Below are 25,761 nucleotides of genomic sequence, written 5' to 3' on the forward strand. Positions count from 1 at the left end.
TCAAAGGTAATGATTCGTCTCGAAGATGCCGGTATGAGCGGACATAATTTCAATATTTTCAATGATGCACTGAAAGTACCCTATGGAATTGTTCTGGTCACAGGACCGACGGGAAGTGGTAAGACGACCACCCTTTACGGGGCACTCAACAACCTCAAAAGTGTTGATAAAAAACTCATTACGGTTGAAGATCCTGTCGAATACCAGATGAATCTGGTGCAGCAGGTACAGGTCAATACAAAAGTGGGATTGACATTTGCCAGTGCACTGCGCTCGATCCTGAGGCAGGACCCGGATATCATCATGATCGGTGAGATCCGTGACCAGGAGACACTGAGGATTGCAGTCCAGGCTGCACTGACAGGCCACCTTGTACTTTCGACACTCCATACCAACGATGCGATCAGTGCGATCACGCGGATGGCTGATATGGGTATCGAACCGTATCTGATCAGCGGATCGCTGATCGCAATAGAAGCCCAGCGACTTGTTCGAAAAATATGCTCCTACTGTAAAAAAGCTGTGGAAATACCCGATCATATAGTGAATGAACTGCAGGAGTATATTCCTGAAACCTATCAGTTTTACAAAGGAACAGGTTGCAAGGAGTGCCAGGGCACCGGTTACAGCGGTCGCGAAATGATCAGTGAAGTTCTTCGTGTTGATGAAACGCTCACGAGCATGATCGCAAGGGAAGCATCCAAAGCAGAACTGACCCAGGAAGCTTTCAAGCAGGGGTTTGTCACGATGATCCAGGATGGTGTCAATAAAGCCCTGGAAGGCAAAACGACCATAGAAGAAGTATTAAGAGTTGCGAGGTTATCATGAAATATTATCAAGTTACACTATTGGTACGGGGAACTCGTAGAAACATTGTTCTCAAAGCGAATGACAGAGGCGATGCGATCAACAAGGTAAAAAAAGATTACCAGGGTACACTGATCCGTATCAAAGAGATTTCGGCACCTGTGGATGCCATGATCAAAGAGTTTTTCTCGCAATTCAGGAGTACGGTTGCGAATAAAAAAGTACAGCCCAGGAATCTGATTGCAGCGATTCGACAGCTCGCCGTCATGACAAATGCAGGCATCTCCGTGCACGATGCATTGAACGAAATCGCCAATGCCACGAACGATCCGAAACTCAAAGAGATTCTGCAGCAGGCATCCGAAAATATCAATGCGGGGCTCAGTCTCTCCGAAACATTCAATCGATACCGCTACGACGTCGGAGGCATTACTCTCGCCATGATTGAACTGGGAGAACAGACGGGTAATATGGCCGATGCTCTCGCAAGTCTTGCAGATATTCTCGAAGAGATTCAGGAGAACGTACAGAAATTTAAAAAAGCGATGCGTTATCCGATGATCACACTGGGTGCGATGGCGATCGCATTTACGATTCTCATTATGGTCGTCGTTCCGAAATTCAAGGCCATCTTTGAAAAATTCCATGCCGAACTGCCTCTTCCCACCAAAATTCTGCTGGGTATCGAATATGTGATGAGTAATTATGGCTTGCTTGTTCTGATAGGAATCATTGCTTTCATTATGATGATTATGTATCTCTACCGAAACAACGAGAATTTCAAATACAAAGCCGACCAGTTGATGCTGAAAACCTATCTGATCAAAGATATCATCTTTTTTGCGACACTCAACCGCTTCTCCATCGTTTTTACGGAACTTGTCCATGCCGGTATCCCGATTGCCGATGCACTCGACACGGCAACAGGCATGATCGACAATGCGGTTATGAAAGAGAAACTCGAAGCGGTGAAAGTCTCTGTCTCCCGTGGTATCAGTCTGACGGAAGCATTCCGGGACACCGGCGTGTTCGAAAATATGATCATCCAGATGATTTCAGCCGGTGAAAGCAGTGGTCAGCTCGACAATATGATGCGCAAAGTCACCGACTACTATCGTATGCGCTTCAACCATATCCTCGACAACATGTCCTCGTATATCGAACCGATCATGTTGGCGATCATTGCCGCTCTCGTTCTTCTGCTGGCTCTCGGTATCTTTCTGCCGATGTGGGATATGGCTCGCGCCGTCAAGGGGCATTAAGCCGTTTCGGAAAGGCTTTTCAGCTTTTCGTAGGTCTGATCTTTTTTCAAAAGATCGGCCTCGTAGAGAAATTGGGACGGTAGAAACGTAATATCCTTGAATCTGTCATATCCGGCATAGGAGAGATAAAGACGATTTCTCGCCCGCGTTACCGCTACATAAAAGAGCCTTCGCTCCTCTTCGATAAGCCCGGCCTGGCTCGCCAGTTTCCTGTTTGGAAAGCGCCCATCCATCAAATCGATCACATAGACTTCGTCAAACTCAAGCCCCTTGGAAGCGTGGACGGTCAGCAGATTGACCCCCTCCCCCTCACTCATCTCTCCACCGCCCAGCACCATGGCATTGATAAACCGTTCCAGCGTGTTGTATGCACCGGCCAGCTGCACCAGCAGAACACCCTTGCGCCTGATACGTTCCATTGCATCGCTCTTTCTGCTTTCGTCGATCTCACCGTTCTTGAGTGTCGCCCGTTTCATTGCCAGCTGTTCGATGATAAATCCGTACGTTCGCGACGCAAGAATCTCTCTGATAATGGGGACAGGCTGCTTTTTCAGACGCAACGAGGCGACAAGACGGAAAAAATCATGGATAAAACGAACCCCGTCGGTATTCAGAGCCGGATGCTTCAGAATGGGATGGGCCATGAATGCATCGTCGAAACCCAGATGTGAAAAGCGCGACACCGATCCCACATGCGTCGGATGGTCGAAAAGTCCAAGTTGATAATTGACGGCACGGACTTTGAACGGATTGATCTGCATATCGGGATGCAGGATGCCCTCCAGCATATTGCCATGCCCCAATGCGACAAGTCCCTCAAACAGCTCTTTTGCTGTCGCACTGCCGATCCCTTTCGCATATTCGAAAATATGGATAAATGCCATCATATCTTTGGGATTGACCATCAGTGTGGCGATATCGAGTGCCGCTTTGACCTCTTTGGCATCGAAAAAGCTGCGCCCCCCTTTTCTTCTGCACGGTATCCCCTGCTCTCTCAGCATCGCTTCGATACCGTCCGCCGTCGCATTGTTGCGGAAGATGACCGCTATCTCCGGATGGGGTGTAGTCGATTTACGAATCGTCCGGGCAATCATCTCGTACTGCTGCATCAGATTGTCAAAAATGAGCAGCTTGGGCTGCTGTTCCATCCCCTTTCGTACCACCTCCAACTGCTTGGGATAGATCCGGTCATTGTACTCTATGACCCGATTGGCCAGTGACAGAATCGGTGCGGTCGAGCGGTAATTTTTACTTAGAGTGAATACATGCGCATCGGAATACTTCTTCGTAAATGAACCGATGATATGGATATTGGCACCGTTGAATGCGTAGATACTCTGGTCATAATCTCCAACGCAAAAGAGTGACGGAGGATCCATCGCATCGATCCAGCTACCCTGCAGTGCATTGGTATCCTGGTACTCGTCCACAAGCACTTCCCGAAACGGCAATGCACTCTTTTTCGATTCGTCACGCATCAGAATCAGAAGATCGTTGAAATTGACGAAACCATATTCCCGTTTGGTCGCTTCGAACTCCCCGATGATATCGAGATAGATATCGACAAAAGGCTCCTGCCCTTCATGCCGTCCCGCCAACCATTCGCTGAACGATTCGGTTGTTGCATTCTGATAAAGCGAATAGAGATCATGGAGAAAATTCGCCGAAAAAGGCTGACTGTCGGAACCGATATGGTGAAACTGCCGCTTGTCGTAAATACTTCGAAAAAGCGTCTTCAATTCCCCTGGCTGCTTGAGAATGATGGATTTTTCCATCTTCTTCAGCCAACGATAACTGACGGCATGAAAAGTTCCTGCCTCGATGCGCAACGCCATCTCCCGACCGAAAAAAACGGCGACACGCTCCACCATCTCGGCAGCCGCTTTGTTGGTGAAAGTCAGCAGCAGAATCTCTTCGGGTTTCACCCCCTGTCCCAGCAGATAGCCAATCCGTCCGACGATCGTCGAAGTTTTTCCGGTACCTGCAGAGGCGATGACGAGATTGCGTCCAAAGGGTGCTTTGGCAGCCTGCAGCTGTTCAGAGTTGAGACGGGATAACGGCATCTACTTCATCGTCTCCCGACCGATATTGTGAACCACTGTGCTTTTTGGATTATAAACTTTCAAACAAACTCACTTTTTTCTTTTATCTTTAACCGGAATCTTACCCCCTCTTCGATATAATCGCGATTAATTTTACATTTTACGAGGTCGATAGATGAGCGAAAAGAGAGGGTACAACCCCCACGAATTCGAAGAGAAATTTTACCGGATCTGGGAAGAGCGCGGCTATTTCGAGATCGACGGCAACCGGGCGATCCAGCAGGATGGAAAAAACTTCTGCATTATGATGCCACCGCCCAACGTAACGGGAAGCCTGCATATCGGACACGCTCTGACCTTTACACTGCAGGATATCATGGTCCGATACAAAAGGATGGACGGCTATCGAACACTCTGGCAGCCCGGGACGGACCATGCCGGTATCGCGACACAGAATGTTGTGGAAAAGCAGCTTTTGGCTGAGGGCAAAACCAAAGAGGATCTGGGACGCGAAGCTTTTTTGGAGAGAGTCTGGAAATGGAAAGAGCACAGCGGCGGCATGATCGTCCACCAGATGCGGAAACTCGGCGTCTCACCGGCCTGGAGCCGCGAGCGGTTCACGATGGACGAGGGGCTAAAAAATGCCGTCAAAAAAGCCTTCGTGCAACTCTACGACGAGAAGCTCATCGTCAAAGGCAACTATATGGTCAACTGGTGCACCCACGACGGTGCGCTCAGCGACATCGAAGTCGAATACGAGGAACATCGTGGCAGACTCTACCATATCCGTTACCCGCTTGTCGATGAAGAGGGTTACGTGGTCGTCGCAACAACCCGTCCCGAAACCTATTTCGGCGATACCGCCGTCATGGTCCATCCCGACGACGAGCGCTACAAACACCTCATTGGGAAAAAGGTGCGTCTTCCGCTGATCGACCGGGAAATTCCCGTTATCGCCGACGAACACGTCGATATGGAGTTCGGTACCGGTGTGGTCAAGGTTACGCCCGCCCACGATCCGAACGACTACGAAGTCGGCAAACGCCACCATCTCGATTTCATCACCGTCTTCGACGAAAAAGGGATACTGAACCGATTTGCCGGGGAGTTCGAAGGGCACGAGCGGCTCGATGCACGCGGCAGAATCGTTACACGCCTCGATGAAGAGGGATATATCGAGAAAATCGAAGAGCATACCCATCAGGTCGGCCACTGCTACCGCTGCCACAATGTCGTCGAACCCTACATCTCGAAACAGTGGTTCGTCAAAAAAGAGATCGCCACGCGTGCCATCGAAAAGGTCAATGCAGGCGAAGCGAAATTTTTCCCGCCCCACTGGATCAACAGTTACAACGCCTGGATGAACGACCTGCGCGACTGGTGTATCAGCCGGCAGCTCTGGTGGGGACACCGTATCCCCGTTTTCTACTGCGACGACTGTGGCCATGAATGGGCAACGGAGGAGGATCATCCGCTGCAGTGCCCAACGTGCGGAAGCACACACTTCAGACAGGATCCCGATGTGCTGGATACATGGTTCAGTTCGGCGCTCTGGCCTTTCAGTACCCTGGGCTGGGGCAACGGAGAGGCGCTTCGCGACATCACATGGTCCGAGGGAGATATTGAGAGTTTCTATCCCAACGATCTTCTGATTACCGGATTCGACATCCTCTTCTTCTGGGTCGCACGCATGATCATGATGGGCGAGCACTTTATGGGCGAACTTCCATTCAAAGACATCTATCTGCATGCACTCGTACGTGACGAGCACGGCAATAAAATGTCCAAATCCCGCGGCAACGTCATCGATCCGCTTGATACGATCGAACAGTACAGTGCCGACGCCCTTCGCTTCACGCTGGCGGTACTGGCCGTACAGGGACGCGACATCAAGCTCAGCAGCGACAAACTGGAACTGAGCCGCAATTTTACCAACAAGCTTTACAATGCGGCAAAATATCTTCAGATGAATGTTGCAACGTTCGATAATCTATCTGATACGAGGATCCATACCCCACTCGGACGCTATATGCTGTCGCGTTTCGCTCTGGCAGCGGAGGAGACACGCAGTTTCATCGACCAGTACCGTTTCAACGACGCAGCGACAACACTCTACCGTTTTCTGTGGGGAGAATTCTGCGACTGGGGGATCGAGCTGAGCAAAGCGAGCAAAGAGAGTGTGGCAGAACTCGGTGCCATTTTCAAAGAGGCGATGAAACTGCTGCATCCTTTTATGCCCTTCATTACCGAATATCTGTGGCATCAGCTCTCCGGTACCGAAGTCGAAGAGGCCGGATCGATCATGGTTCAGCCCTATCCCGCCGGCCTGCCGAGAGATGAAAATATCGAAACGGCGTTTTCACGCATTATCGAAGCGATCGTTTCGATTCGCCGCGCCAAAGCGACCGTGGATATGCCAGGCAAGAAGATCGATATCGCCTACATCAAACCCGATATGCCGATGGATGCGGAACTGGCCGCTCCGTTCATCCGACTCCTTGCCAAAACAGAGAAGGTCGATTTCGTCGACAGAAAAGTGGAAAACGCCATCACCGACGTCAGTGACCGTATGGAAGTCTATCTGCCATTGACGGGCATCGATCTGCAGCCGATCCTCGAACGGCTTGAAAAACAGCAGACGAAACTGACCAAAGAGGTGGTCAAACTCTCCGGGATGCTGAAAAACGAGAAGTTCCTCGCCAACGCCCCGGACCATGTCGTCGAAGAGAACAAGAAAGCGCTGGCTGAGACCCAGGCGAAACTCAAAAAGGTCGAAGCGGAGCTTCTGCAACTGACGCAGATCTGATTGTCGGCGGCCATGCTGCCGCCATTCAGCTCCTACTTCCCGCTTTTTGCTTTGTTCATCTCTTCTTCGTTTACCCTGTCGACCAGATCGAGCGCATCGATCGTATTGAGAATGATCTGTTTTTTGCTCGTCAGCGGCTTTATCGCAAGATTTTTGCTTTTTTTGTCGCTCCTGGGATTGGAAAGAATCCTCATTACCTCTTTTTCAAGCTCTTTGATGTACTCCTCGAGACACGCTTTGATATCCACTATCCTCTCTCCTCTTTTTTCAGTTTTTCCCGTATCTTCTTCCATCGATCCTCCAGATGTTCGCCATCCCCGTATCGCAAAAAATGCCAATAGCGATGATGGCCCCCTTTGATCTGTCTGGCATGGCGTATCGGACACCAGAATTGCTCCGTTTTCGACGCAATCTCTCTGACATAGGCGATAAGCCCATTGAAATAGGCGCAATAGAGGCAGTTGAGTTTCTGCAGCGCATTCAAATAGGCCAGGCGGTGTCTGTCGAATACAATGTAGTCACCACGTCGGACTTTCGGGATGCCATACAGCGGAAAGCAGGTCGCCTGATAGATCGTCACCGAGAGATCCATGATGAGAGCCGGCACGATCATTGCATAAATGATCGGTGCGGATAGGCCGTATTTGGGATTCCCCTTTCGGATATAGGTCCAGAGCGGTATCCGCTCCTGTATGAAATCGCACGTTATTGTTTCGGCATCCCGGCTCAACTCTTTATAGAGTTCAGCCTCCATCGTTTCAATCTTCTCGAGCAGATCGTTTATCTTTCTATGATCCATGACTTTGCCTCTGTTTGAGTCTTAAAATGATACAATAAATAAAAACATAACAAGGAACGAAAGTTGGCGAAAGAAGAAAAGAGTGTGGAAGAGTTGAAAGAGTTCAGCGATGTGGAAGTGTGCGGCAACTCCGATCCGTTGCCGGTTCTGCTGAAAAAGAAAAAAGCGATCCGAAAGTATCTGGAGGCGGAGGAGCTCAAGCCCTATCAGGCGGAACTGATCAAACTTCAGAAGCATCTGGAGACCAACAAACTGAAAATGATCATCCTCTTCGAAGGGCGTGACGCAGCGGGAAAAGGGGGAACCATCCGCCGGGTCACCCGTTATATGAACGAAAAGCATTATCGCGTCGTCGCACTCGGCAAACCGACGGAAGAGCAACGTACCCAGTGGTATTTCCAACGCTATGTGGAGCAGTTTCCGCGCGGAGGCGAAATCGTACTCTTCGACAGAAGCTGGTACAACCGTGCGATGGTCGAGCCGGTTTTCGGTTTCTGTACGCCCGAGGAGTATCAGACTTTCATCGAAGATACTCCGAGTTTCGAAAAAGGCCTCGTCCGAAACGGTATCATTCTCATCAAACTCTACTTTTCGGTCACGAAAGAGGAGCAGCGGCGCCGTTTCGAACGCCGAAAAACCGACCCGCTCCGCCAATGGAAATTGAGCGAAGTCGACCTGCAGGCCCAGGAGAGATGGGACGATTTCACCAACATGAAATACGAGATGCTCAAGCACACCCACACGACCATCGCCCCATGGACGATCATCCGCTCCGACAACAAACATCTGGCCCGTCTCAATGTCATGCGCATCATTCTCAATTCACTCCATTACGAAGGGCGCGACGAGATGCTCGATTATGTGCCCGACAGCAACATTGTCGTATCCGGGGCAAGGGAGATCGAACTGATGGAGGCGCAGCGATTGCGAAGCGGCAAGTTCATCGGATGATATGAATAAAATTAAGAGCTGAAAATTAAAAAGAAAAAAAAGGTTGTTATACGGCTTTTTTTCATTACAATGGCTCAAAACATTTGAAAGGTCGTTTCGTGACATTTAAAAATCTGATGAAAGAGCCGGTAAAAGTCGACAAAAAGGCCTTCTTCGATGCCGTCAATGCACAAAAAACGATAGCCATTACGCCCGATGGCAATATTCTGGAGGGTGAGATCGATTCGCTGCCTGCCCAACCTTATGTATTCCTCGGCACACCGAAATCACTGGTCGGCTCGGCAGCTGCAAAGCCGACTCCACTCTCACAGATTCTCGGCAACAACTACGAAGTCAGAGACGAAGGCGATACCGTTTCCATCTATGCCGGACGTGCGTGGCAGGAACTGCTGTCGGCCAACGAACCGTTCCATCTCTACCAGGATACTACGAGTGACGGTATTACCGAATTTTCCGATAAGATACTCGACGAATACATATGGTACAGCTGCGAATTCGGCATCAATGCACGGGAAGTGGCCCAATGCCTCGAAGAACGTGTCGAGGGCACCCTGCTCTGCATCGAAAACGAACGCCCATACAGTTTCACGGGCTGCGCCTACGTCGACGATATCGTAGAAGCGAGAGAAAAAGCGTTCGAATTCATCAAAGAGGAGCTGAAGAAGCGCATGGCAGAAGATGAAATCGTGCCCGACGACCTCACGGGCGAAGAGGAGGAGGCACTCAGGTTCTTCGGACTCCTCTGAAGGCCGCATAGTCGCCCGACACGATTCTGCGGCGCTCTCTGACAGGGCGACGACAAAGATAGACCCATGCGTCCACCCTCATTCCATCACTTTTCTCCACTTCGACGATTTCGCGCAGATACTCGTCCCCTTCATACCGGTCCAACGCGACAAAAAGGCGTGGGGCATCGACTATTTCATACAATTCGCCATGGATAAAAAAGCCCGGAGAGAGTATCGCACCCGGATAGGCACCGAGATTGTAGAGTTTTCCTTCCATGACCGCATTTCCAACCCATCCGGCATATCTGCACATCACTCTATGCATCGGATGACGAAACGGAAACATCAGCGTACCGTAGACGAAGAGATGGATGCCGGTACTATTTCTTGCCATAGCGCCGTATCTGCTGTCCGCCCCGGAAACACTCCTGACAGATGCCGAAACGGAAATTCGGAGGAAGAGGCTTTCCGCACCGTTTGCAGACCCTTGCGAAGACCCCTTTACGCAGGGAGCGCTCTATGAAACGGTTAAGTATTTCTCTCGCTTTGAGTGCATTCTCCGTATCGATGAACGCTTCCGTAAAACGGTAGGAGAGCCACAGGTAGAGCGAAACCTCCTTCACCCTCTCCTCCGCCTCGAAAAGCATATCCGAGGTCTGTGCGACACTGGACAGATCCTCCGGCAGTGCGAAGGGTATCGGTTCGTGCCGCTCCAGTGCAATCAGATAGCGGTGAAAGACGCTCTCGAGATAGGGTGAGCCGAGACTGAGCGGGGCACAGGCCAGATGGTACTTGCTTTTTAGATCGAGCTGGTAGAGGTCGACCATTTTCGCTATCTCGAGCATGTTTTCGATGTTTGCCGCAACGAAAGGACCGTCAAACCGCATATGTTTGACAAAAAAACCGAGTATCTCGGAGAGACTCTCCGTCTCGATGATCTTGGCGATCAGTTCGATATGCTCGAAATTGGCCATGACACGATAGGGTCCCTTGATTGGCAGCGCCGGTTCGTCGATCAGCTCCGTAACCGTCTGAAGTACCGGGGCTGTCAATGCCCCCACATACCCCTCTTCATGCAGGCCGTACCGGCCTGCCCTGCCCGCGATCTGACGGATCTCGGAAGGGGTCAGAAGGCGTCGGCTCTGGCCGTCGAATTTCGAATCTCTGGCGAAGAGTATCGTTTTGATCGGAAGATTGAGACCCATGGCGATCGCATCCGTCGCGACAAGAATCTGCGATTCGCCCTTCCGGAACCGTCTGGCCTCCTCCCTGCGCACCTCCGGACTGAGATTGCCATAGACGACGGAGACATCGTAACGCCCGCTGAGCTGCTCTTTGAAGGCCAGCACATCGCGGCGTGAAAAGGCGACGATAGCGGTGGAGGGCTCCAACCTTTTTAACGATGTGGGATGGTGATTCAGTATGAGCGGCGCTTTTCGTTCGAAGCGAACGATCTCAAGCTCCTCATCGAGCCATTCCGCCAGCTCTCTGACCGCATCGAGCGCATCTTCGCTGCCTGTCATAATGACCGTATGGGCAGGAATCCCGATGATAGCGTTCGCCCATGCCCATCCCCTATCCGGATCGTCGATCATCTGAACTTCGTCGATGATGCAGACATCGACATCGATCTGGAAATTGGCCATTTCGATCGTCGAACTGATGTGCGCCGCTTCTTCGTCGATCATCTGCTCTTCACCGGTCACAAGTGACGCCGGAACACCCGATTTTTTCAATGTTTCATACCCCTCGAGAGCCAAAAGCCGCAAAGGTGCCAGATAGTATCCGGTATCGGCAGCTTTCAGACGCTCCATCGCGGCATAGGTCTTGCCGCTGTTCGTAGGGCCGACATGGAAAATAAGTTTGCGATTCATCTCCCTTGCCAGCGGGAAGAGGTTTTTGAAATCGCGGATGGTTCTGGCAAGCAGCTCCTCCCGCTGTTTTTTGAGTTTGAGCCCCTCGATCTGGCGCGCGAAATGGCGATTGATCGTCTTCAGCGTCTTGTAGGGAATCTCCAGAATCTCTTTCTGCATTATCGTATCGATGACCGCATGGGCGATCACCGTTTCAATCTCATCCTCTTCGAGATCCAGTCCTTCCGCCTCGTGCAGCAGCGCATCTTTGAGCGCTTTCAGTTCGGCATCGAATTGCGACTCCACCTCGACACGTTTCGTTTCGAAATCTTCATCAATCGGAAGGGATTCGTTGTCCCAGACCGTTTGATAAAACCACCGCTTCTGCACTTCGAGTACGAGCTTGTATGTGACACGCCATTCAGGATTGTCGAAAAGTTTTTTTTCTGTTTTTCGGCAGAGACGCACCGTTTCGGAAAGAAATTCGATCTCATCGATCTCGAAACATTCGGAAAGTATCTGCCACACCGTCGTTTCCGGTATCGGAACGAAAAGGAAATCACACTGTTCGGGTATCCGTTTCAGTGCCTGGACAATCTTCTCTCTATCGAGGTAACGGTTTGGACCGGAAGCTTTTTCCAGAAACCGGTCGATCTCCTCTCTCTTTTTTCGGATCGCCTCCTCTTTGCATCTTTCAAGTCGTATACCGAGCTCTTCATCATCCATCGCCAGGATCTCTTCATCATCGAATGGCGTGCAGGAGAGTTGGATGATTTTGTGAAAATGCTCTTCAAAAATGTCGAATCGGAACGAGTGGAAAAAGATAAAGTTTCCCACTTCGTCGAACATTCCGTCGAACTTCTCTTCCAGTGCCGAACGCTTTTGCGCGTTGCGAAGTTTCATCAACGCCTTCGCGATGCGTTTGGGCGTGATCTTTTTAAGCCGTACCCCTTCGAACTGCTCCCTGATCGCGACCTCTTCTGCAGGCGTATGCTCCACTCCTGCGAGAATTTCATCGATCTTTTCGATACGTGCCTCGTTACTCGTCACACTCTTGTCCGATTTGAATGTCGTATCGAGCGATTTGAGATACTCCGTAATCAATGCCCGGTCCGCTGCATCCCCGTTCGACCACAGACGGCGGAATGCCCGCACCAGATCGGCCTTCGTCAAATGCTGCTCTTTGAGCGACAGAATCATCGCCAGTTCGATGAGGTTGTCGAGAGGAACACGGGTAATCCCCTCGTCGAATCCCTCCCCGCCGAATATTTTACGGATAGTCTGGTTGTATTTGATCAGTTTTTTCTTTTTTTTAGCCATGTTTCAGTTGTAAACATGCAAGAGAGTGAAACGACTTTTTAAAGAGTACTTTCTCACATTCCCACACTCATATACCCTCACTTTCCCTTCGGACGGAATGCCGTGATGACATTCTCGTCGGTTACCATATAGCGTCCCCCGATCAGATCGATACAATAGGGCACGGCGGGGAACACCGCATCCAGGCACTCCCGGATCGATTTCGGCTTGCCCGGCAGGTTGATGATGAGACTCTTGTGACAGATACCGGCGGTCTGTCGGCTCAAAATTGCCGTGGGCACATACTGCAGGCTCACCTGGCGCATCAGTTCCCCGAATCCCGGCATCATTTTCTGGCAGACTGCTTCGGTCGCTTCCGGCGTGACATCCCGCGGTGCAGGCCCCGTTCCCCCGGTCGTCACGATCAGATCACACCCTTCGTCATGTGCCAGCTCTTTGAGTGCTATTTCGATCTCGTTCTGTTCATCCGGAATACACCGATAGAGAAATTCCAGTTCGTTTTGCAGATACTCTTTGAGCGTATCCATGATGGCGACACCCGATATATCGTCATAAATACCGGCACTTGCCCGGTCACTCGCGGTGACGACACCGACTTTGATTCTATCCATGATATCCTATCCTGAATTTTTGAGCCTATTTTACCCAAATTTGTATCTTTTTGAATCGTTCTTACCGGCAGACGAACAATAGAACTCATCTCAAAACCCCATTGTCCACCGGCAATGTTTGGTTATAATTGTTGGTATATCACAAATTTACAAAAACCGAGGGAGACAAAGGAGGGTACATTGGATAAACAGGCAATCATAAAAGAGTTTCTTCCCAAAGCCGTTCTGATACCACAAACGAATGAAGCTGCCGCTGCAATTCCAGTCAAAAGTCAGGAAAGCGACATGATCCCCATCTGGAAATTTCCCTATCGGATTGGTCGGGAATCGCGTATGGAGATTGACGAAAAAGGTCATATTCTCGTGAAGGAACGTATCCGACCGGGAATGCTGGCAGGACCGACCAACGATATCTACCTCATCGATTTCGGCAACAAGTTCCAGATATCCAGAGACCACCTGACAATCGAAGAGGAGAATGACACATTTTTCCTTCTCGACAATGGGAGCCGATGCGGTTCGGCGGTCAACGAGACGAGGATCGGTACCGATGCGCCAACCGATCGCGTCAAACTTCACGATGGCGATACCGTGGTATTGGGTACGGACAAATCACCCTATCGATACACCTTTCTCCTTCTCAACGAAGAAGATGGCCAAACGGTTTGAAAAGGTAGCTGGTCGTATACTTCTTAAAAAAATCGTGGGCGGCCTCTGCATCGACAATCCGGTCCCTGCCTCCCAGATAGGTCTCTATATTGATCCCTTTTTCTATCAATGGAAGCAGTTTCTCTTCGGACCACGGATAAAAGAGCAGTTCCTCCAGTTCCTCCACTGTCGACATCCTGGAATAGCGTTTCAAACTGTATGATGTCGGATACGCTGCATTTACAAAAAATTTTTCGATGTAGGCGACCGGATCCTTTTTATAGTACCGAAGCTGTGCTTTGATGAATGCGGGGGACTGCCCTACAAAATAGGCGGGCGATAGCAGGATGATTTTGTCGATTCGATCCGTCGAAGTGCAGGCATACTCGACCGCCTTGATAGCGCCGTAGCTGAAACCCGCCACAACATAGGGATTCCCGGCAACATTGTCAAGATACTCCCTGAAAATCTCCGATTCACCCGCCAGTGAGAAACCGCTAAAATAGATCATGCAGTATCGATTTCACATCCTCTTTTGTGACGATCTCACGCCTGAGTATCTCATCGGCCAGATTGAGAATGCCGGCTTCCGTTCTCCCGATAAATCCCTCGACATCGATTCTGGCATCTTCAAGTATCTTTTCGACATCTGTTATGTCGGTATGGAAATGCTCTCCCATGCCGTAATGTTCAACCATGTCCTGGGCAAGCAGTCTCGCCTCTTTCAGGTCATTGGCAGCGTTGGTATAATGTTCCCGGAAATGCAGATGCATCATCATATCCCCAGCGAGATGGACCTTGATACGGTTGAGTATTTCCGTTTTCGAAACGATCTCTTTTTCCGAATGTTGGAAATGGTCGCTCAACAGACCGATTTTGCTGAAATCGACATCGAGCCAGTATGCCGTAACAGCTTTGGCAGCCTGATAGATGGCCTGAATACGCTTCTCTTCCTCCGTATAGGTCAATATTTTACGCTTTCCGAGCAGTACTTTGTCCTTGACTGCCAGAAAATCATCGATTTCGATGATCTTTTTTCCATTTTTCAAGGCATGAATCGCCGCTTCGTTGACGAGGGAAGAGAGAGCCGCACCGCTGAATCCCACCGTCATTTCCGCGATCTCGTCGAGATCGACATAATGGGGTTTGTTCGAGAGATAGATCGTCAGGATTGATTTGCGCTCCTCTTTGTTGGGAAGCGACACGAACACCCTGCGGTCGAAACGTCCGGGCCGCAGCAGTGCATCGTCGAGCATTTCAATCTTATTGGTGGCGGCAATGACGATGATACCGCTGCTGTCTTCGAAGCCATCCATCTCCGTCAACAGCTGGTTGAGCGTGGCTTCCCGTTCATCGTTACGCATACCGCCACGCGCTTTGCCAACGGCATCGATCTCATCAATAAAGACAATGGCGGGTGCCATGGCCTTGGCCCGTTTGAAGAGCTCACGAACCCGTTTGGCACCCATACCCACATAGATCTGTACGAACGATGCACCGCTCTGATAGAAAAAAGGCACCCCCGCCTCACCTGCCACCGCTTTGGCGATCAGCGTTTTTCCGACACCCGGAGGCCCCACCAGCAACACGCCCCGTGGCATACGGATACCGAAATTCAGATATTTTTTCGGGTGTTTCAGAAAATCGATAATCTCTTCCAGCTCCTCTTTCACCTCATCGATGCCGGCCACATCATGGAATGTGATATTGGAAATAATGGGCTGGATATCGGCCGGTTTCTGCAGTTCGCTCGCAAGCTGAATCTGTTCGTTCAACTGCTGCTCTTTGATATCGCGGTTTTTTTTGGCCCAACGCAACAGATAAAGAACAAGCAGAATAAGTACGATAACAGTGATGGCATCGGCAATATAGGGATTCGGCTCCTTGATGGTCACGGCTGTCGAGTTGTAAACCTCTTTGAGATCTACGGCATCTTTGGGGACTTTGTAGAGCTCCCCTCCGCTTTTGAAATAGAGGTAGGGTCCTTTGATGACCGCCTGGGTGACAAGACTGGACCGAATCAGGTTTTCAGCCGTTTTGGCGTCGATCGTTTTGGAGCGGTCGCGCAGAAAAGCCACTGTCAACACGACTGCCACCAGCAACGCCGAAACGATGAGAATAATCCGGTTTTTCTTAGTAAGTTCCATAACTCATCTCCTCTGCGGCTTCAAATGATTCCACCTGGATCCATTCCCCTTTCAGATCCCGCTCACTATCGATGGCGACTTTGTTGAAATACTGGTCCAGCCCAATCTGCCTGCCCGCTTTTTCACTCTCAATCAACACCTCGAGCGGCCCATGCACGTTCCGGCGGAATGCAAGGTTTTTCTTCTTGATGATCTGTGTAAGCTCTTTATGCCTTGTTTTGGCAATATTGCCGGGAATCTCCGGCTTCATCGTACTGCTCGGTGTGCCGTCCCGTTTGGAGTAGGTGAAGGCATGGATATGGGTAAGCGGAAGCTTGTCGATTCGTGATAGCGCTTCATCCCATGCCGCTTCGTCCTCACCGGGGTGCCCAACGATAAAATCGGTCCCCAATGCATACCCGTGTGAAGCAAGCTCTTCGAAGAGCTCCAGATCACTCGCGAAACAGTTGCGACGGTTCATGATCTCGAGCATTTTGTCAGAGGTATGCTGCAAAGCGATATGCAGATGTTTCGCCATCCACGGCTCGTCCAGCAGCTCTTTGAACTCCCCGGTTATCTGAATCGGTTCCAGCGAACCGATCCGAATACGGCGGACACCACGAATCAGGCTCATCCGTTTGAGCAGTCTGGCGATGGAGCTTCCCCGATCGATGCCGTAACTGCCGACATTGGTCCCGGTCAGGATGAACTCTCCGAAACCGTTGGCGGCCAGACGTCTGATCTGCTCGAGAATCTGGTTCTCGTCAAGACTCCTGGCCCGGCCGCGTACATAGGGAATGATACAGTAGCTGCACCGGAAATCACACCCCTCCTGGATTTTGACAAAGGCCCGCGATTTTCCGACAAACTGCTCAACCACCGTTGTATCGACATGCTCCAGATCGCCGATCTGATAAAAATGTTCATCCCTGTCGAGGAATGTTGCAATCTTCTCTTTCTCGCTGTGCCCGAACACCCCGTGCACTTTGCCGCTTTCAAAGAGCGATTCACCTTTGGTATGGGCACCGCAGCCGGTCAGGAGCACTCGGGCCCTGCTGTTTCGTCGTCCAACCTGGTTGATATACCCCCGGACACCGCTGTCGGCACCATTGGTGACGGTACAGGAGTTGACGACGATGACATCCGCCTCCTCTTCACTCTTCGCGACTGTATATGCACCGAGCCGGGAGATCATCACCTGTGTATCGAACTGATTGGTCCGGCATCCGAATGTTTTGAAATAGACTTTTTTCATACCGTGATATTACCCTCGGAAAGATCGGGCAGCGTCGGCTTCCCTTTTGCCCGATCAAAATAGATATGTTGAGAAGGATAGGCGATGACGATATCCTCCTCCTCTTTTATCAGATCCAGTATCTCTGCCGAAATCGTGCTGCGAAGCGTCAGCGTCGCATAGGCATTGGTCAGATACCAGACACTGATTCTTATACCATTTTCTTCGATAAACGAATAGACCCTCGGTTCGACATTGGTGTTTTTCAGACTGTATTTCGATCGGAGTTTGTTCAACTGCTTTCTGGTAATGTCTGTATATCCTTTGGCATATTTTTTCGCCGTCTCTCTTGCTATATGCTGTGCCTTTTTATGGTTGGAATTGAATGTGATCGTAAAATCGATGCCGTCCCATACCGTTTTGAGTGTCGCATGGGAATAGTTTGCGATCATATTGGTGAAGATGAAGTTGTTCGGAATGAAGATAATCCGGCCTGCACGACGATTATGCATGTAGGTCGTAAGCGTGATATCCTCGAGGATCGTAATGCGAAAAAGGGAGATATCGAGCACATCCCCCACATACTGCACCCCATCTTTGACCACTTTGACCCTGTCTCCGGCATGAATGGAGCCCCCGAGAACGATGACCAGCCAGCCCAGCAGACTCATGAACCAGTCTTTCATCGCGATCGCGATACCGGCCGATGCGAAACCGAGTACCGTTACCAGATAGGAGACATTTTCGATATAGGCGAAGAGCAGGATCAGGATGATGATGAATACGAAAGAGAAGTTGATGATCTTGTTCGCCATATAGAAACGTTCGTTATCAGTGATCGTCCGTTTGACCAGCCACTTGATCAGCAGCACAAGCAGAAGCAGTACGAAAATCGAAACACCGATGGTTCCCGCTTTTTTCGCCTGTTCCTTGATCTGGTTGGTCAGCCGCAGTTTGATCTCATCGACCCGCTTTTTATAGACGACCAGAGCGGTCTGGTGCAAACTCAGGGCCTCTTCCGCCTCTTTCATCTCTTTGTTCGTCTGGGCATAGGCTTTTTGGAGTTCTCTGTCATCAGGCACGAGTGCAAGAAGCTCTTTCAGAATCGAAAGCTTCTGCTCCAGCATTGCGATGAACGTCTCGAGATTTCCTATTTCATGTTCGAAACGGGCGAGCTGCTCTCCCAGCTGTTTGATATACGAAAATGCGTTGATAATTGCAACAGGATTCGTAACAACCGGGACTTCGGTAATCTCTTTCGGTCTGATCAGGGTTTTGAACGGGTTTTGCTGATAATCTTTCAAAAGATTCAGCCGCTCTGTCAATTGGGCTTTCTCGTTTTCAAGTTCCCTGATACGCAGACGATACTTTCGGGCACCCTGTTTTTTCAGCTTCGCTATTTTCAGATCGATCGTTTTGATGTCCGTTTCGATCTGCGTATAGGTCAGATGGTTCGCATAGATTTTCTGCCAGACACTCTCTTCATTGAGCTGGCGGTTTATCTGCTCGAGCGCACTCTTCAGATACGCAATTTTTATTTCTCTTTTTTTCCGTTCTTCTTCCCCATTTTCTGGAGTCTCGGCTGTTTCAAGCGATGTGGTTGCCTTTCTGACATCGTTTCCAACGTTTTTTTGGGCATATCCGGCACCCGTGAACAGCAGAGATGCCAATATGAAACAGAAAACGAATTTAACACGCACCGGTTCTGCCCTTTTCGAATTGCTTCAATACATGGATCACACGCTCCCGCTCGGGATCCACAAGCATCTTGTATGTCCCAATCGCTTCCGGCACAATAAAGGTGATTTTGTTGTCATGACTCTTTTTATCCAAAAAGAACTGCTCATAAAAGTTTTCGGCCGAATCGATGCGGTATTCCGTCGGTAGACCATACTGCTTCAGTAATTTCTCGACACGTACGGCATCCGCTTCGCGAAACAGACCGAATGCCAATGCCAATGCATTGGCCATCACCATGCCGATGGCAACTGCCTCTCCATGCAGATAACGACCATATCCGCTGATGTTTTCGATCACATGTGCAAATGTATGGCCGTAATTGAGCACGGCACGGATACCTTTTTCCGTTTCGTCCTGATTGACCACCATTGCCTTGAGTTCGACAGAGCGTTTGATGGCCTCTTTAAGATTGGCTTCGTCATGAAGATCGTGCGATTCGAGCCATTCGAAAAATTCCGCATCGAACATCACCGCCATTTTGATGATCTCGGCAACGCCTGCTGCAAACTCCCGATCCGGAAGGGTCGAAAGCCAGAAAGTATCGATATAGACAGCCCTGGGTTGATGAAACGCTCCGATCAGATTTTTCCCGAAACGGTTGTTGATGCCCGTTTTCCCCCCAACACTCGCATCGACCTGGGAAAGCAACGTAGTCGGAATTTGAATGAAATCGATCCCCCGCTGAAAGATACTGGCGGCAAATCCGGTCATATCTCCAATGACACCGCCGCCGAATGCGATAAGTGTCGATTTTCTGTCGAGCCGATGGTCGAACATTCTATCGAGCATCGATTCGATCGTATCCATTGTTTTATAGTTTTCACCATCCGGAATCGTTACGACATACAACTCATTGGCTTCGACCTTCTCCAGAACATTTTGCAAATGCAGGCCTGCGATTTTCGGATTGGTGATGATCAGTGCTTTGCCTTCGATCGCAATCTTCGGCAACGGACCGATTGTAATATCATAATCCCTGTTGGCGGGTTGAGGAAGTGTAATAGAAACTTTCATTCAAAAAACCTGTCAAAAATTTGATATATTTTACTTAAAATTGTCTTAGAATGTGCTTTGGACCTCGGAAAAAACGGCTTTCAAAAACGATTCGTTATGGAGTCGAACGGCTATTCGACATCAACCGGAACGAAAAGCTGAGGATTGTAGGAGAGCTTGAAATAGAGCTTTTCCACATCGGTGCTGAAGTAGGAGAAGAGGCGATTTTGCAAAATCTTGTCGGTAAAAGGCAAGATCTGCAAAAAAGGTTCCTCATGAAAAAGCTCGCGAATCGGATTCCGGTTTTCCTGTCTTACATTCATATTTTTCGAAAAAATGTTCGAAAGATTTTCGTAATGGTTGAGGATAAACCGTTTTTTCTCGAAATCGCTGTCGGGTTCGTAATCGAGCAGTTCGATATCGAGATTCAATTGCGAAGCGACGTCAAAAACGGTTGCGGATATCACTTCCATGCTCTTTTCATCCGAGAGAATCAGAACGAGTTTTTTCAACTGCATCAAAGAGATTTGGCTGAATTGAAGAACCGGTTTCCGGAGTGAATAGAAGATTTGTCGATACCGAAGGTCGTTGAAAATGTCCTGTCCGCATACGATCAGCCCGATGTTGTACTGCTCGATATCCTCTGCAATCACTGCTTTCGGATCACGATTTTGAAAATCGACAACACAATCCACCGTCTCCGAATCGAGTGATTTGATCGTCTCCAAAAGTTGGGCATCTGTCGGGTTCGTGACCCGAATAATCAGCTTCCGTCCTTTTATCCGTTTATGGAGGTACTGCATCTGCTCGATGCAGTTGAGAATGCATCGGCTGTTCTCATAAACCATATCGATATAGAGATAAAGATTTTCGCCGAAAGGGGCGGGAAACTGCCCCAACTCCTGTTTGATCGCCTTGAAAACCGATTCGAGCACGGAAGGCTTCCCGACAAGAAGAAGAAGATCGTTGGGCTTGATCATCAGTGAAGGTTTCGAAAGGAGAAGCTGATTGCCCCGGTATAGTGCAACAATACGCCATTGATTCTGAATGATTGTACCGATATGCCGGTAGACGTAGGCACTCCCAAACGGCACAAGCACCTCCATGATTTCACCCTGGCCAAGACCGACATTTTGGGCGATGACAGGAACGTTGGGCAGGAAGTCGTACAAACGGTTCGCAATCAATTCGTTGGCATTGATATTGATCAGGTTGTCATCGTTGAAAAGGTGATCCTCACCGAACTCGATATCCCAACGGTTGAAAAACGTGATGCGTGTCACCGGATCGTCACGCCGGATATTCTGATAGGTGCCTTCCGCATCCACACGGTTTTTCATAATGATGAAAATATCGTCAAAATCGCGTTTCAGCAACTTCGAAAGCTTGATATAGCTGGTGGGATCAAACTGATAGGTTACAAAATTGGAGGGGAGCTTTTCAGGCATTATCGATCGGTCAAGCGCGATGATCGTATATTCGTTCGTGCTTATAAATGTTTCACTGATACGCTGTAAAAAATGTTTTGCTACAATTCCATCAGCAATGATCAATATCTGTTTCATGAACTCTGCACCGCCTTGTTTCTTGCTGTCACATGTTCAACAGCTTCAAAATAGGCAATTATAGCGAAAATTAGGATGTCACCGATGAAATTCAATGTCGATGCCGTCGACGGGATGGCCCGGGCATGTACCATACAAACCGCCCACAGTACGATCCATACACCGATTTTTATGCCGGTGGGCACAAGTGCAGTCGTAAAAGCGCTCGATACGGACGATATGCGAGAGAGACTCGATACCCAGATCATTCTCGCCAACACCTACCATCTCTATCTGCGTCCGGGAGATGACGTGATTGCCAGACTCGGCAAGCTCCACGGCTTTACCAAATATGACCGCAGTTTTCTGACCGACAGCGGCGGATTCCAGGCTTTCAGTCTTAGTGATATCAGCAAAGCGGACGATGAAGGCATACTTTTTCGAAGCCATATCGATGGGAGCAGACACTACTTTACCCCGGCCAAGGTCCTGGATATCCAGTACAACCTCGGCAGCGACATTATGATGATACTCGATGACCTCGTTGCACTGCCGGCGACCAAACAGCGTCTCGCCCTCTCCATCGACCGTACATCACGCTGGGCACACGAATCGGTCACCTATCATCGGTTCAAGCAGGAGCACGGTATCGGAACCGATCAGAATATTTTCGCCATTATTCAGGGCGGCACCGACCCCGAATTCAGAAAAATTTCGGCGGAATCGCTCTGTGCCATGGATTTCGACGGATTCGCCATCGGCGGACTGAGTGTCGGAGAGGCGAATCAGGCGATGTACGACACGGTCGAATTCACGACACCATTCATGCCGGAAAAGAAACCACGCTATCTGATGGGTGTCGGAACACCGGAAGACCTGGTTGAAAATATCGAACGCGGTATCGATATGTTCGACTGTGTCATGCCCACCCGCAATGCCCGCAACGGTACGCTTTTCACAACATTCGGCAAAATCAATATCAAAGCGGCCCGCTTCAAAGATGACAACACACCTATCGACGAGATGTGCGACTGCTATACCTGTCAACGATACAGCCGCGCTTATCTGAATCATCTTTACCGTGCAAGGGAACTTACCTATTTCCGTCTGGCATCGTTGCACAATCTTCATTACTATCTCTCTCTTGTCGGAAAGGCCAGAAAATCGATTTTAAAAGGTGAATTTGGTGCATTTAAACGCGATTTCTACAATAAAAGGGCAAAATAGCCGATAGTATTATGTATTAGTATGCACAAAATCAGAGTGAAGGCAAATAATGCATTTGAGCAAAATGGAGTTTATCGCGCTTGTTATCGCTATTGTTCTCGGACTCCATTTCTATAATCAACATAAAATGGAAAATGAACTTTACGACGACTCCGACTTCGAAACACCACTTTACCTGAAAGAGGACCGTCCACCAGTTATCGTGGCGTTCGGAGACAGCCTCACAGCCGGTGTCGGCGTCGCAAAAGAGTTCAGCTATCCTGCCCAGTTATCCGATTTGCTTGGAATCGACGTGATCAATGCCGGAAAACCCGGAGAGACGACATCGAATGCCGTCGTTCGGATACGAACCGTATTGAACCGCTACAAGCCCGATATCGTCATCCTCGCGGAAGGCGCCAACGATCTTCTCCACGGCAGAAAAAGATCCGTCATCAAAAAAAACCTGAAAACCATCGTTGAAACGATAAAAAAGAGCGGTGCGAAAGTGATCATCCTGGGCATGCCGGATATGGATCTGATCGAACTGATGATCTCGTCGGATATCGATCTCTATGAGGAGGTCGCCCGTGAAACAGGGGCCTACTATATTCCCGGAGTCTTTGGGAAGGTTCTAAAAAATGGTGAGCTGAAAAGTGATAATGTTCATCCCAATGCAAAGGGATACCGTATCATTGCAGAAAACATCTACGAAAGTCTAAGGGAGTTGATACTATGACGAAACTGGGTGTCAACATCGACCACATCGCCGTACTTCGGGAAGCGAGAAAGATCAACGACCCTGATCCGATCGACGCGTTGGGCATCGTCAAGCGTGCGGGGGGTGACCAGGTCACGATTCACCTGAGAGAAGACAGGCGGCACATCCACGATGAGGATGCGGAGCGTATTGTCCGACTCAGCCCGCTGCCAGTGAATTTGGAGTGTTCGATCGATGAAGAGATCATCGACATCATTTGCCGTTTGAAACCCCACCGCGCCACGCTGGTTCCGGAGCGGCGCGAAGAGGTGACAACAGAAGGCGGGCTTGATATTTTTAAATATGAAAATCGTACGCTTGCGGCCATCGAGAAGCTCCATGCCCATGAAATCGAAGTTTCTCTCTTCATCGATCCCGACCTGGAGACGATAACCCGTGCCGACGCACTCGGTGCGGAATGGATCGAACTCCATACCGGCAGCTATGCCAATATCTACGCGATGCTCCACTCCAACCTGCCCCATTCCCATCACTCCATCAAAGAGCTGGAGCTGCCGAGGCACACCCTTCAGACCAAACTTTTCGAAAGTGTCGAAACGATCAGGGGAGCTGCCGATCATGCCGGAGCAATCGGCCTCAAAGTAGCAGCCGGCCACGGTCTCAATTATCAGAACGTCACAACCATCGCTCAGATCGAAACGATAGAAGAGCTCAATATCGGACAGAGCATCATCGCCAGAAGTCTCTTTACAGGTCTGGAAGAGGCCATCCGCGAGATGCGAACCCTGTTGGCATGAGCAAGCCCCGTATCGCTGTCAGTATCGGTGATCTCAACGGTATCGGGATCGAGATTCTCTTCAAAGCACATGAAACCGTTTCAAAATTTTGCCGTCCACTCTATTTTGTGGGCTACGAGATGGCCGAACAGGCCGCGAAACTCCTGAATTGTAACATACCCAATGATTTCGAACACGTTCCACCGGATACGCAAAGTTTCACCATCACACCCGGCATTGCGAAGAGCGATGCAGGAAACTACAGTTTCGCCTCATTCAAAAAGGCGGTCGAATATACGGAAAAAGGCATCTGCGAAGCTCTCGTGACACTCCCAATCAATAAAGAGGCATGGATGCATGCAGGCATCGGATACAAAGGTCATACAGATGCGTTGCGTCACTTCTTTCAATGTGACGCCATCATGATGCTCGGCAGTGAAAAACTCTATGTGGCTCTCTTCACCGAACACATTCCACTCAAAGAGGTCCCGAAGAAGATAGAAAAGGGGAAACTCGTACGGTTCCTGCTCGATTTTCAAAGAGAGACGGGGGCTGAAAGGATCGGCGTGCTGGGCCTCAACCCCCACGCCGGCGACCATGGGGTCCTGGGCGACGAAGAGCGGACCATCGAGCAGGCTATCCACGAAGCCAACGAAACACTCGAAAGCCAACATCCAGCTCTCACTACCGTTTTTCATGGTCCTCTCGTTCCCGACATCGCTTTTACACCGAATATGCGTCAAAATTTCCACTATTTTGTCGCGATGTACCACGACCAGGGATTGGCACCTCTCAAAGCACTCTATTTCGATGAAAGCATCAATGTAAGTCTCAATCTTCCAATCGTTCGGACCTCGGTCGATCACGGGACGGCATTCGACATCGCCTATCTGCCCGACCGTCCCGTCAACCTGAAAAGTTACATCGAAGCGGTCAGGGCCGCTGTCGCCTTTTCGGCGACGCGACATCAACGCTCGTAGATACCCATCAACCCGGCTCCGTCGATCACATGCCCGTCGATTGCAGAAAGAAGTTGATGTTTCGTCATACCCGCTTCGACATCAAGCGCAATATCGATGGCATAGAGTTTGAACATATACCGATGGGCGCCGTTTGGCGGACAAGGACCTCCATATCCGATGGTTTTGAAGCTGTTGATTCCCTGGCGGATACCTTCGTTCAGGTAGGGCTCGTTGGGCAGCGCTTCGGGAAGAGCGCCGAGCGTAGGGGGAATATTGTAGATGACCCAATGCACGAAAATACCCATCGGAGCATCCGGATCATCCATAATGAGAGCCAGACTCTTCGTTCCATCGGGAATATCGGAAAAGATCAAGGGTATGGAGATATTCTCTCCATCACAGGTGTATTTGACAGGTATATAGCTGCCATGTTCGAATACAGGACTTGAGAGTATCATAACTCTCCTCCTTTCGATTGATTATGCGGTTCGTGCCGCAGGATTCGCCATAAGCCTCTCTTTCGGAATCGGCTGGCCACTCACTTCATCGATGCCATACTCCCCTCTTTCGATCTTTTTCAGTGCATCGTTGACATCCTTCAGCTCCTGCAGAAGAATGCGCAGAACCTCTTT

The 25,761-nt window shown here is 49.8% G+C and carries 23 protein-coding genes; 10 read left to right on the forward strand and 13 right to left on the reverse strand.

Going from position 1 to position 25,761, the window contains the following annotated elements; genetic code table 11:
• Together Q1K24_RS03190 and Q1K24_RS03195 are read left to right on the forward strand one after the other, a co-directional pair.
• The coding region (locus Q1K24_RS03190) for a GspE/PulE family protein (protein WP_300365848.1) at positions 1 to 828 on the forward strand (828 nt) is incomplete at its 5' end.
• Positions 825 to 2,069, forward strand: coding sequence for a type II secretion system F family protein (locus tag Q1K24_RS03195; RefSeq protein ID WP_300365851.1), 1,245 nt, complete (start codon positions 825 to 827; stop codon positions 2,067 to 2,069). The genes Q1K24_RS03190 and Q1K24_RS03195, both read left to right, overlap by 4 nt.
• Here Q1K24_RS03195 and Q1K24_RS03200 read toward each other — a convergent pair.
• Positions 2,066 to 4,132, reverse strand: a complete 2,067-nt coding sequence (locus Q1K24_RS03200; protein ID WP_300365854.1) for an ATP-dependent helicase — start codon at positions 4,130 to 4,132, stop codon at positions 2,066 to 2,068. The two genes, Q1K24_RS03195 and Q1K24_RS03200, sit on opposite strands and share 4 nt — an antisense overlap.
• Positions 4,133 to 4,286: 154 nt before the next feature.
• Between Q1K24_RS03200 and Q1K24_RS03205 the strand changes: the two genes are divergently transcribed.
• Positions 4,287 to 6,917: a valine--tRNA ligase gene (locus Q1K24_RS03205; RefSeq protein WP_300365857.1), complete on the forward strand. Its 2,631-nt coding sequence runs from the start codon at positions 4,287 to 4,289 to the stop codon at positions 6,915 to 6,917.
• 32 nt (positions 6,918 to 6,949) lie between these two features.
• On the opposite strand, the gene Q1K24_RS03210 is transcribed toward Q1K24_RS03205, so the two are convergent.
• Together Q1K24_RS03210 and Q1K24_RS03215 are read right to left on the reverse strand one after the other, a co-directional pair.
• Positions 6,950 to 7,165 carry a hypothetical protein gene (locus tag Q1K24_RS03210; protein ID WP_300365860.1) on the reverse strand — a complete coding sequence of 72 codons (216 nt, stop codon included), beginning with the start codon at positions 7,163 to 7,165 and terminating at the stop codon, positions 6,950 to 6,952.
• Complete coding sequence (locus Q1K24_RS03215; protein WP_300365863.1) at positions 7,165 to 7,716, reverse strand: hypothetical protein; 552 nt, start codon at positions 7,714 to 7,716, stop codon at positions 7,165 to 7,167. The genes Q1K24_RS03210 and Q1K24_RS03215 overlap by 1 nt, the downstream gene beginning before the upstream one ends.
• A gap of 63 nt (positions 7,717 to 7,779) precedes the next feature.
• On the opposite strand from Q1K24_RS03215, the gene ppk2 reads away from it, so the two are divergent.
• Positions 7,780 to 8,667 (forward strand): polyphosphate kinase 2, encoded by an 888-nt coding sequence (ppk2, locus tag Q1K24_RS03220; protein ID WP_300365866.1) that lies wholly within the window; start codon positions 7,780 to 7,782, stop codon positions 8,665 to 8,667.
• Positions 8,668 to 8,765: 98 nt separating this feature from the next.
• Positions 8,766 to 9,413, forward strand: a complete 648-nt coding sequence (locus Q1K24_RS03225; RefSeq protein ID WP_300365869.1) for a hypothetical protein — start codon at positions 8,766 to 8,768, stop codon at positions 9,411 to 9,413.
• Here Q1K24_RS03225 and Q1K24_RS03230 read toward each other — a convergent pair.
• From Q1K24_RS03230 to mog, 3 genes are all read right to left on the reverse strand, one after another.
• Positions 9,391 to 9,789 carry a gamma-glutamylcyclotransferase family protein gene (locus Q1K24_RS03230; RefSeq protein ID WP_300365872.1) on the reverse strand — a complete coding sequence of 133 codons (399 nt, stop codon included), beginning with the start codon at positions 9,787 to 9,789 and terminating at the stop codon, positions 9,391 to 9,393. The two genes, Q1K24_RS03225 and Q1K24_RS03230, sit on opposite strands and share 23 nt — an antisense overlap.
• On the reverse strand, positions 9,776 to 12,568 hold the full coding sequence (locus Q1K24_RS03235) for a helicase-related protein (protein ID WP_300365875.1): 2,793 nt from the start codon (positions 12,566 to 12,568) through the stop codon (positions 9,776 to 9,778). Before Q1K24_RS03235 ends, Q1K24_RS03230 begins: the two co-directional genes overlap by 14 nt.
• A 77-nt stretch (positions 12,569 to 12,645) precedes the next feature.
• Positions 12,646 to 13,179 carry a molybdopterin adenylyltransferase gene (mog, locus tag Q1K24_RS03240; RefSeq protein WP_300365878.1) on the reverse strand — a complete coding sequence of 178 codons (534 nt, stop codon included), beginning with the start codon at positions 13,177 to 13,179 and terminating at the stop codon, positions 12,646 to 12,648.
• A 180-nt stretch (positions 13,180 to 13,359) separates the two neighbouring features.
• Between mog and Q1K24_RS03245 the strand changes: the two genes are divergently transcribed.
• Positions 13,360 to 13,848 (forward strand): FHA domain-containing protein, encoded by a 489-nt coding sequence (locus tag Q1K24_RS03245; protein ID WP_300365881.1) that lies wholly within the window; start codon positions 13,360 to 13,362, stop codon positions 13,846 to 13,848.
• Here the strand turns inward: Q1K24_RS03245 and bioV are convergent.
• The 6 genes from bioV to Q1K24_RS03275 all read right to left on the reverse strand — a co-directional run bounded on the left by bioV (position 13,820) and on the right by Q1K24_RS03275 (position 21,485).
• Positions 13,820 to 14,338 carry a pimelyl-ACP methyl ester esterase BioV gene (bioV, locus tag Q1K24_RS03250; protein ID WP_300365884.1) on the reverse strand — a complete coding sequence of 173 codons (519 nt, stop codon included), beginning with the start codon at positions 14,336 to 14,338 and terminating at the stop codon, positions 13,820 to 13,822. The two genes, Q1K24_RS03245 and bioV, sit on opposite strands and share 29 nt — an antisense overlap.
• Positions 14,325 to 15,974 carry an ATP-dependent metallopeptidase FtsH/Yme1/Tma family protein gene (locus Q1K24_RS03255; protein WP_300365887.1) on the reverse strand — a complete coding sequence of 550 codons (1,650 nt, stop codon included), beginning with the start codon at positions 15,972 to 15,974 and terminating at the stop codon, positions 14,325 to 14,327. Before Q1K24_RS03255 ends, bioV begins: the two co-directional genes overlap by 14 nt.
• Positions 15,961 to 17,208 (reverse strand): tRNA (N(6)-L-threonylcarbamoyladenosine(37)-C(2))-methylthiotransferase MtaB, encoded by a 1,248-nt coding sequence (mtaB, locus tag Q1K24_RS03260; protein WP_300365890.1) that lies wholly within the window; start codon positions 17,206 to 17,208, stop codon positions 15,961 to 15,963. The genes Q1K24_RS03255 and mtaB overlap by 14 nt, the downstream gene beginning before the upstream one ends.
• Positions 17,205 to 18,887 (reverse strand): mechanosensitive ion channel domain-containing protein, encoded by a 1,683-nt coding sequence (locus Q1K24_RS03265; RefSeq protein ID WP_300365893.1) that lies wholly within the window; start codon positions 18,885 to 18,887, stop codon positions 17,205 to 17,207. The genes mtaB and Q1K24_RS03265 overlap by 4 nt, the downstream gene beginning before the upstream one ends.
• Positions 18,877 to 19,941 (reverse strand): 3-dehydroquinate synthase, encoded by a 1,065-nt coding sequence (gene aroB / locus Q1K24_RS03270; RefSeq protein WP_300365896.1) that lies wholly within the window; start codon positions 19,939 to 19,941, stop codon positions 18,877 to 18,879. Before aroB ends, Q1K24_RS03265 begins: the two co-directional genes overlap by 11 nt.
• 110 nt (positions 19,942 to 20,051) lie before the next feature.
• A complete protein-coding gene (locus tag Q1K24_RS03275) occupies positions 20,052 to 21,485 on the reverse strand; it encodes a TrkA C-terminal domain-containing protein (RefSeq protein WP_300365899.1) in 1,434 nt (477 codons plus the stop codon).
• A gap of 84 nt (positions 21,486 to 21,569) precedes the next feature.
• Here Q1K24_RS03275 and tgt point away from each other — a divergent pair, with 84 nt between their 5' ends.
• From tgt to pdxA, 4 genes are read left to right on the forward strand one after another with little or no spacing between them, the layout of a single operon-like run.
• The gene (tgt, locus tag Q1K24_RS03280) at positions 21,570 to 22,691 is read left to right on the forward strand and encodes a tRNA guanosine(34) transglycosylase Tgt (protein ID WP_300365902.1); all 1,122 of its coding nucleotides are present in this window, start codon (positions 21,570 to 21,572) and stop codon (positions 22,689 to 22,691) included.
• 49 nt (positions 22,692 to 22,740) lie between these two features.
• Positions 22,741 to 23,409 carry an arylesterase gene (locus Q1K24_RS03285; protein ID WP_300365905.1) on the forward strand — a complete coding sequence of 223 codons (669 nt, stop codon included), beginning with the start codon at positions 22,741 to 22,743 and terminating at the stop codon, positions 23,407 to 23,409.
• Positions 23,406 to 24,188: a pyridoxine 5'-phosphate synthase gene (locus Q1K24_RS03290; RefSeq protein ID WP_300365908.1), complete on the forward strand. Its 783-nt coding sequence runs from the start codon at positions 23,406 to 23,408 to the stop codon at positions 24,186 to 24,188. Before Q1K24_RS03285 ends, Q1K24_RS03290 begins: the two co-directional genes overlap by 4 nt.
• Positions 24,185 to 25,147 carry a 4-hydroxythreonine-4-phosphate dehydrogenase gene (gene pdxA / locus Q1K24_RS03295; RefSeq protein ID WP_300365911.1) on the forward strand — a complete coding sequence of 321 codons (963 nt, stop codon included), beginning with the start codon at positions 24,185 to 24,187 and terminating at the stop codon, positions 25,145 to 25,147. The genes Q1K24_RS03290 and pdxA overlap by 4 nt, the downstream gene beginning before the upstream one ends.
• On the opposite strand, the gene Q1K24_RS03300 is transcribed toward pdxA, so the two are convergent.
• Entirely contained in the window at positions 25,135 to 25,587 is a 453-nt protein-coding gene (locus Q1K24_RS03300) for a YbhB/YbcL family Raf kinase inhibitor-like protein (RefSeq protein ID WP_300365914.1), read from the reverse strand. The two genes, pdxA and Q1K24_RS03300, sit on opposite strands and share 13 nt — an antisense overlap.
• Positions 25,588 to 25,761: the final 174 nt, after the last annotated feature.

Origin of the sequence: Hydrogenimonas sp. (assembly GCF_029932565.1) — a bacterium.
Taxonomy (GTDB): Bacteria; Campylobacterota; Campylobacteria; order Campylobacterales; family Hydrogenimonadaceae; genus Hydrogenimonas.

Coding starts and splice junctions, on each gene's coding strand:
- Q1K24_RS03235 (WP_300365875.1), bottom strand. CDS start 12,568: ATGGCTAAAAAAAAGAAAAAACTGATCAAATACAACCAGACTATCCGT.
- Q1K24_RS03285 (WP_300365905.1), top strand. CDS start 22,741: ATGCATTTGAGCAAAATGGAGTTTATCGCGCTTGTTATCGCTATTGTT.
- Q1K24_RS03195 (WP_300365851.1), top strand. CDS start 825: ATGAAATATTATCAAGTTACACTATTGGTACGGGGAACTCGTAGAAAC.
- Q1K24_RS03215 (WP_300365863.1), bottom strand. CDS start 7,716: ATGGATCATAGAAAGATAAACGATCTGCTCGAGAAGATTGAAACGATG.
- Q1K24_RS03290 (WP_300365908.1), top strand. CDS start 23,406: ATGACGAAACTGGGTGTCAACATCGACCACATCGCCGTACTTCGGGAA.
- pdxA (WP_300365911.1), top strand. CDS start 24,185: ATGAGCAAGCCCCGTATCGCTGTCAGTATCGGTGATCTCAACGGTATC.
- Q1K24_RS03205 (WP_300365857.1), top strand. CDS start 4,287: ATGAGCGAAAAGAGAGGGTACAACCCCCACGAATTCGAAGAGAAATTT.
- Q1K24_RS03200 (WP_300365854.1), bottom strand. CDS start 4,132: ATGCCGTTATCCCGTCTCAACTCTGAACAGCTGCAGGCTGCCAAAGCA.
- aroB (WP_300365896.1), bottom strand. CDS start 19,941: ATGAAAGTTTCTATTACACTTCCTCAACCCGCCAACAGGGATTATGAT.
- Q1K24_RS03255 (WP_300365887.1), bottom strand. CDS start 15,974: ATGGAACTTACTAAGAAAAACCGGATTATTCTCATCGTTTCGGCGTTG.
- mog (WP_300365878.1), bottom strand. CDS start 13,179: ATGGATAGAATCAAAGTCGGTGTCGTCACCGCGAGTGACCGGGCAAGT.
- Q1K24_RS03300 (WP_300365914.1), bottom strand. CDS start 25,587: ATGATACTCTCAAGTCCTGTATTCGAACATGGCAGCTATATACCTGTC.
- mtaB (WP_300365890.1), bottom strand. CDS start 17,208: ATGAAAAAAGTCTATTTCAAAACATTCGGATGCCGGACCAATCAGTTC.
- tgt (WP_300365902.1), top strand. CDS start 21,570: ATGAAATTCAATGTCGATGCCGTCGACGGGATGGCCCGGGCATGTACC.
- Q1K24_RS03275 (WP_300365899.1), bottom strand. CDS start 21,485: ATGAAACAGATATTGATCATTGCTGATGGAATTGTAGCAAAACATTTT.
- bioV (WP_300365884.1), bottom strand. CDS start 14,338: ATGATCTATTTTAGCGGTTTCTCACTGGCGGGTGAATCGGAGATTTTC.
- Q1K24_RS03230 (WP_300365872.1), bottom strand. CDS start 9,789: ATGGCAAGAAATAGTACCGGCATCCATCTCTTCGTCTACGGTACGCTG.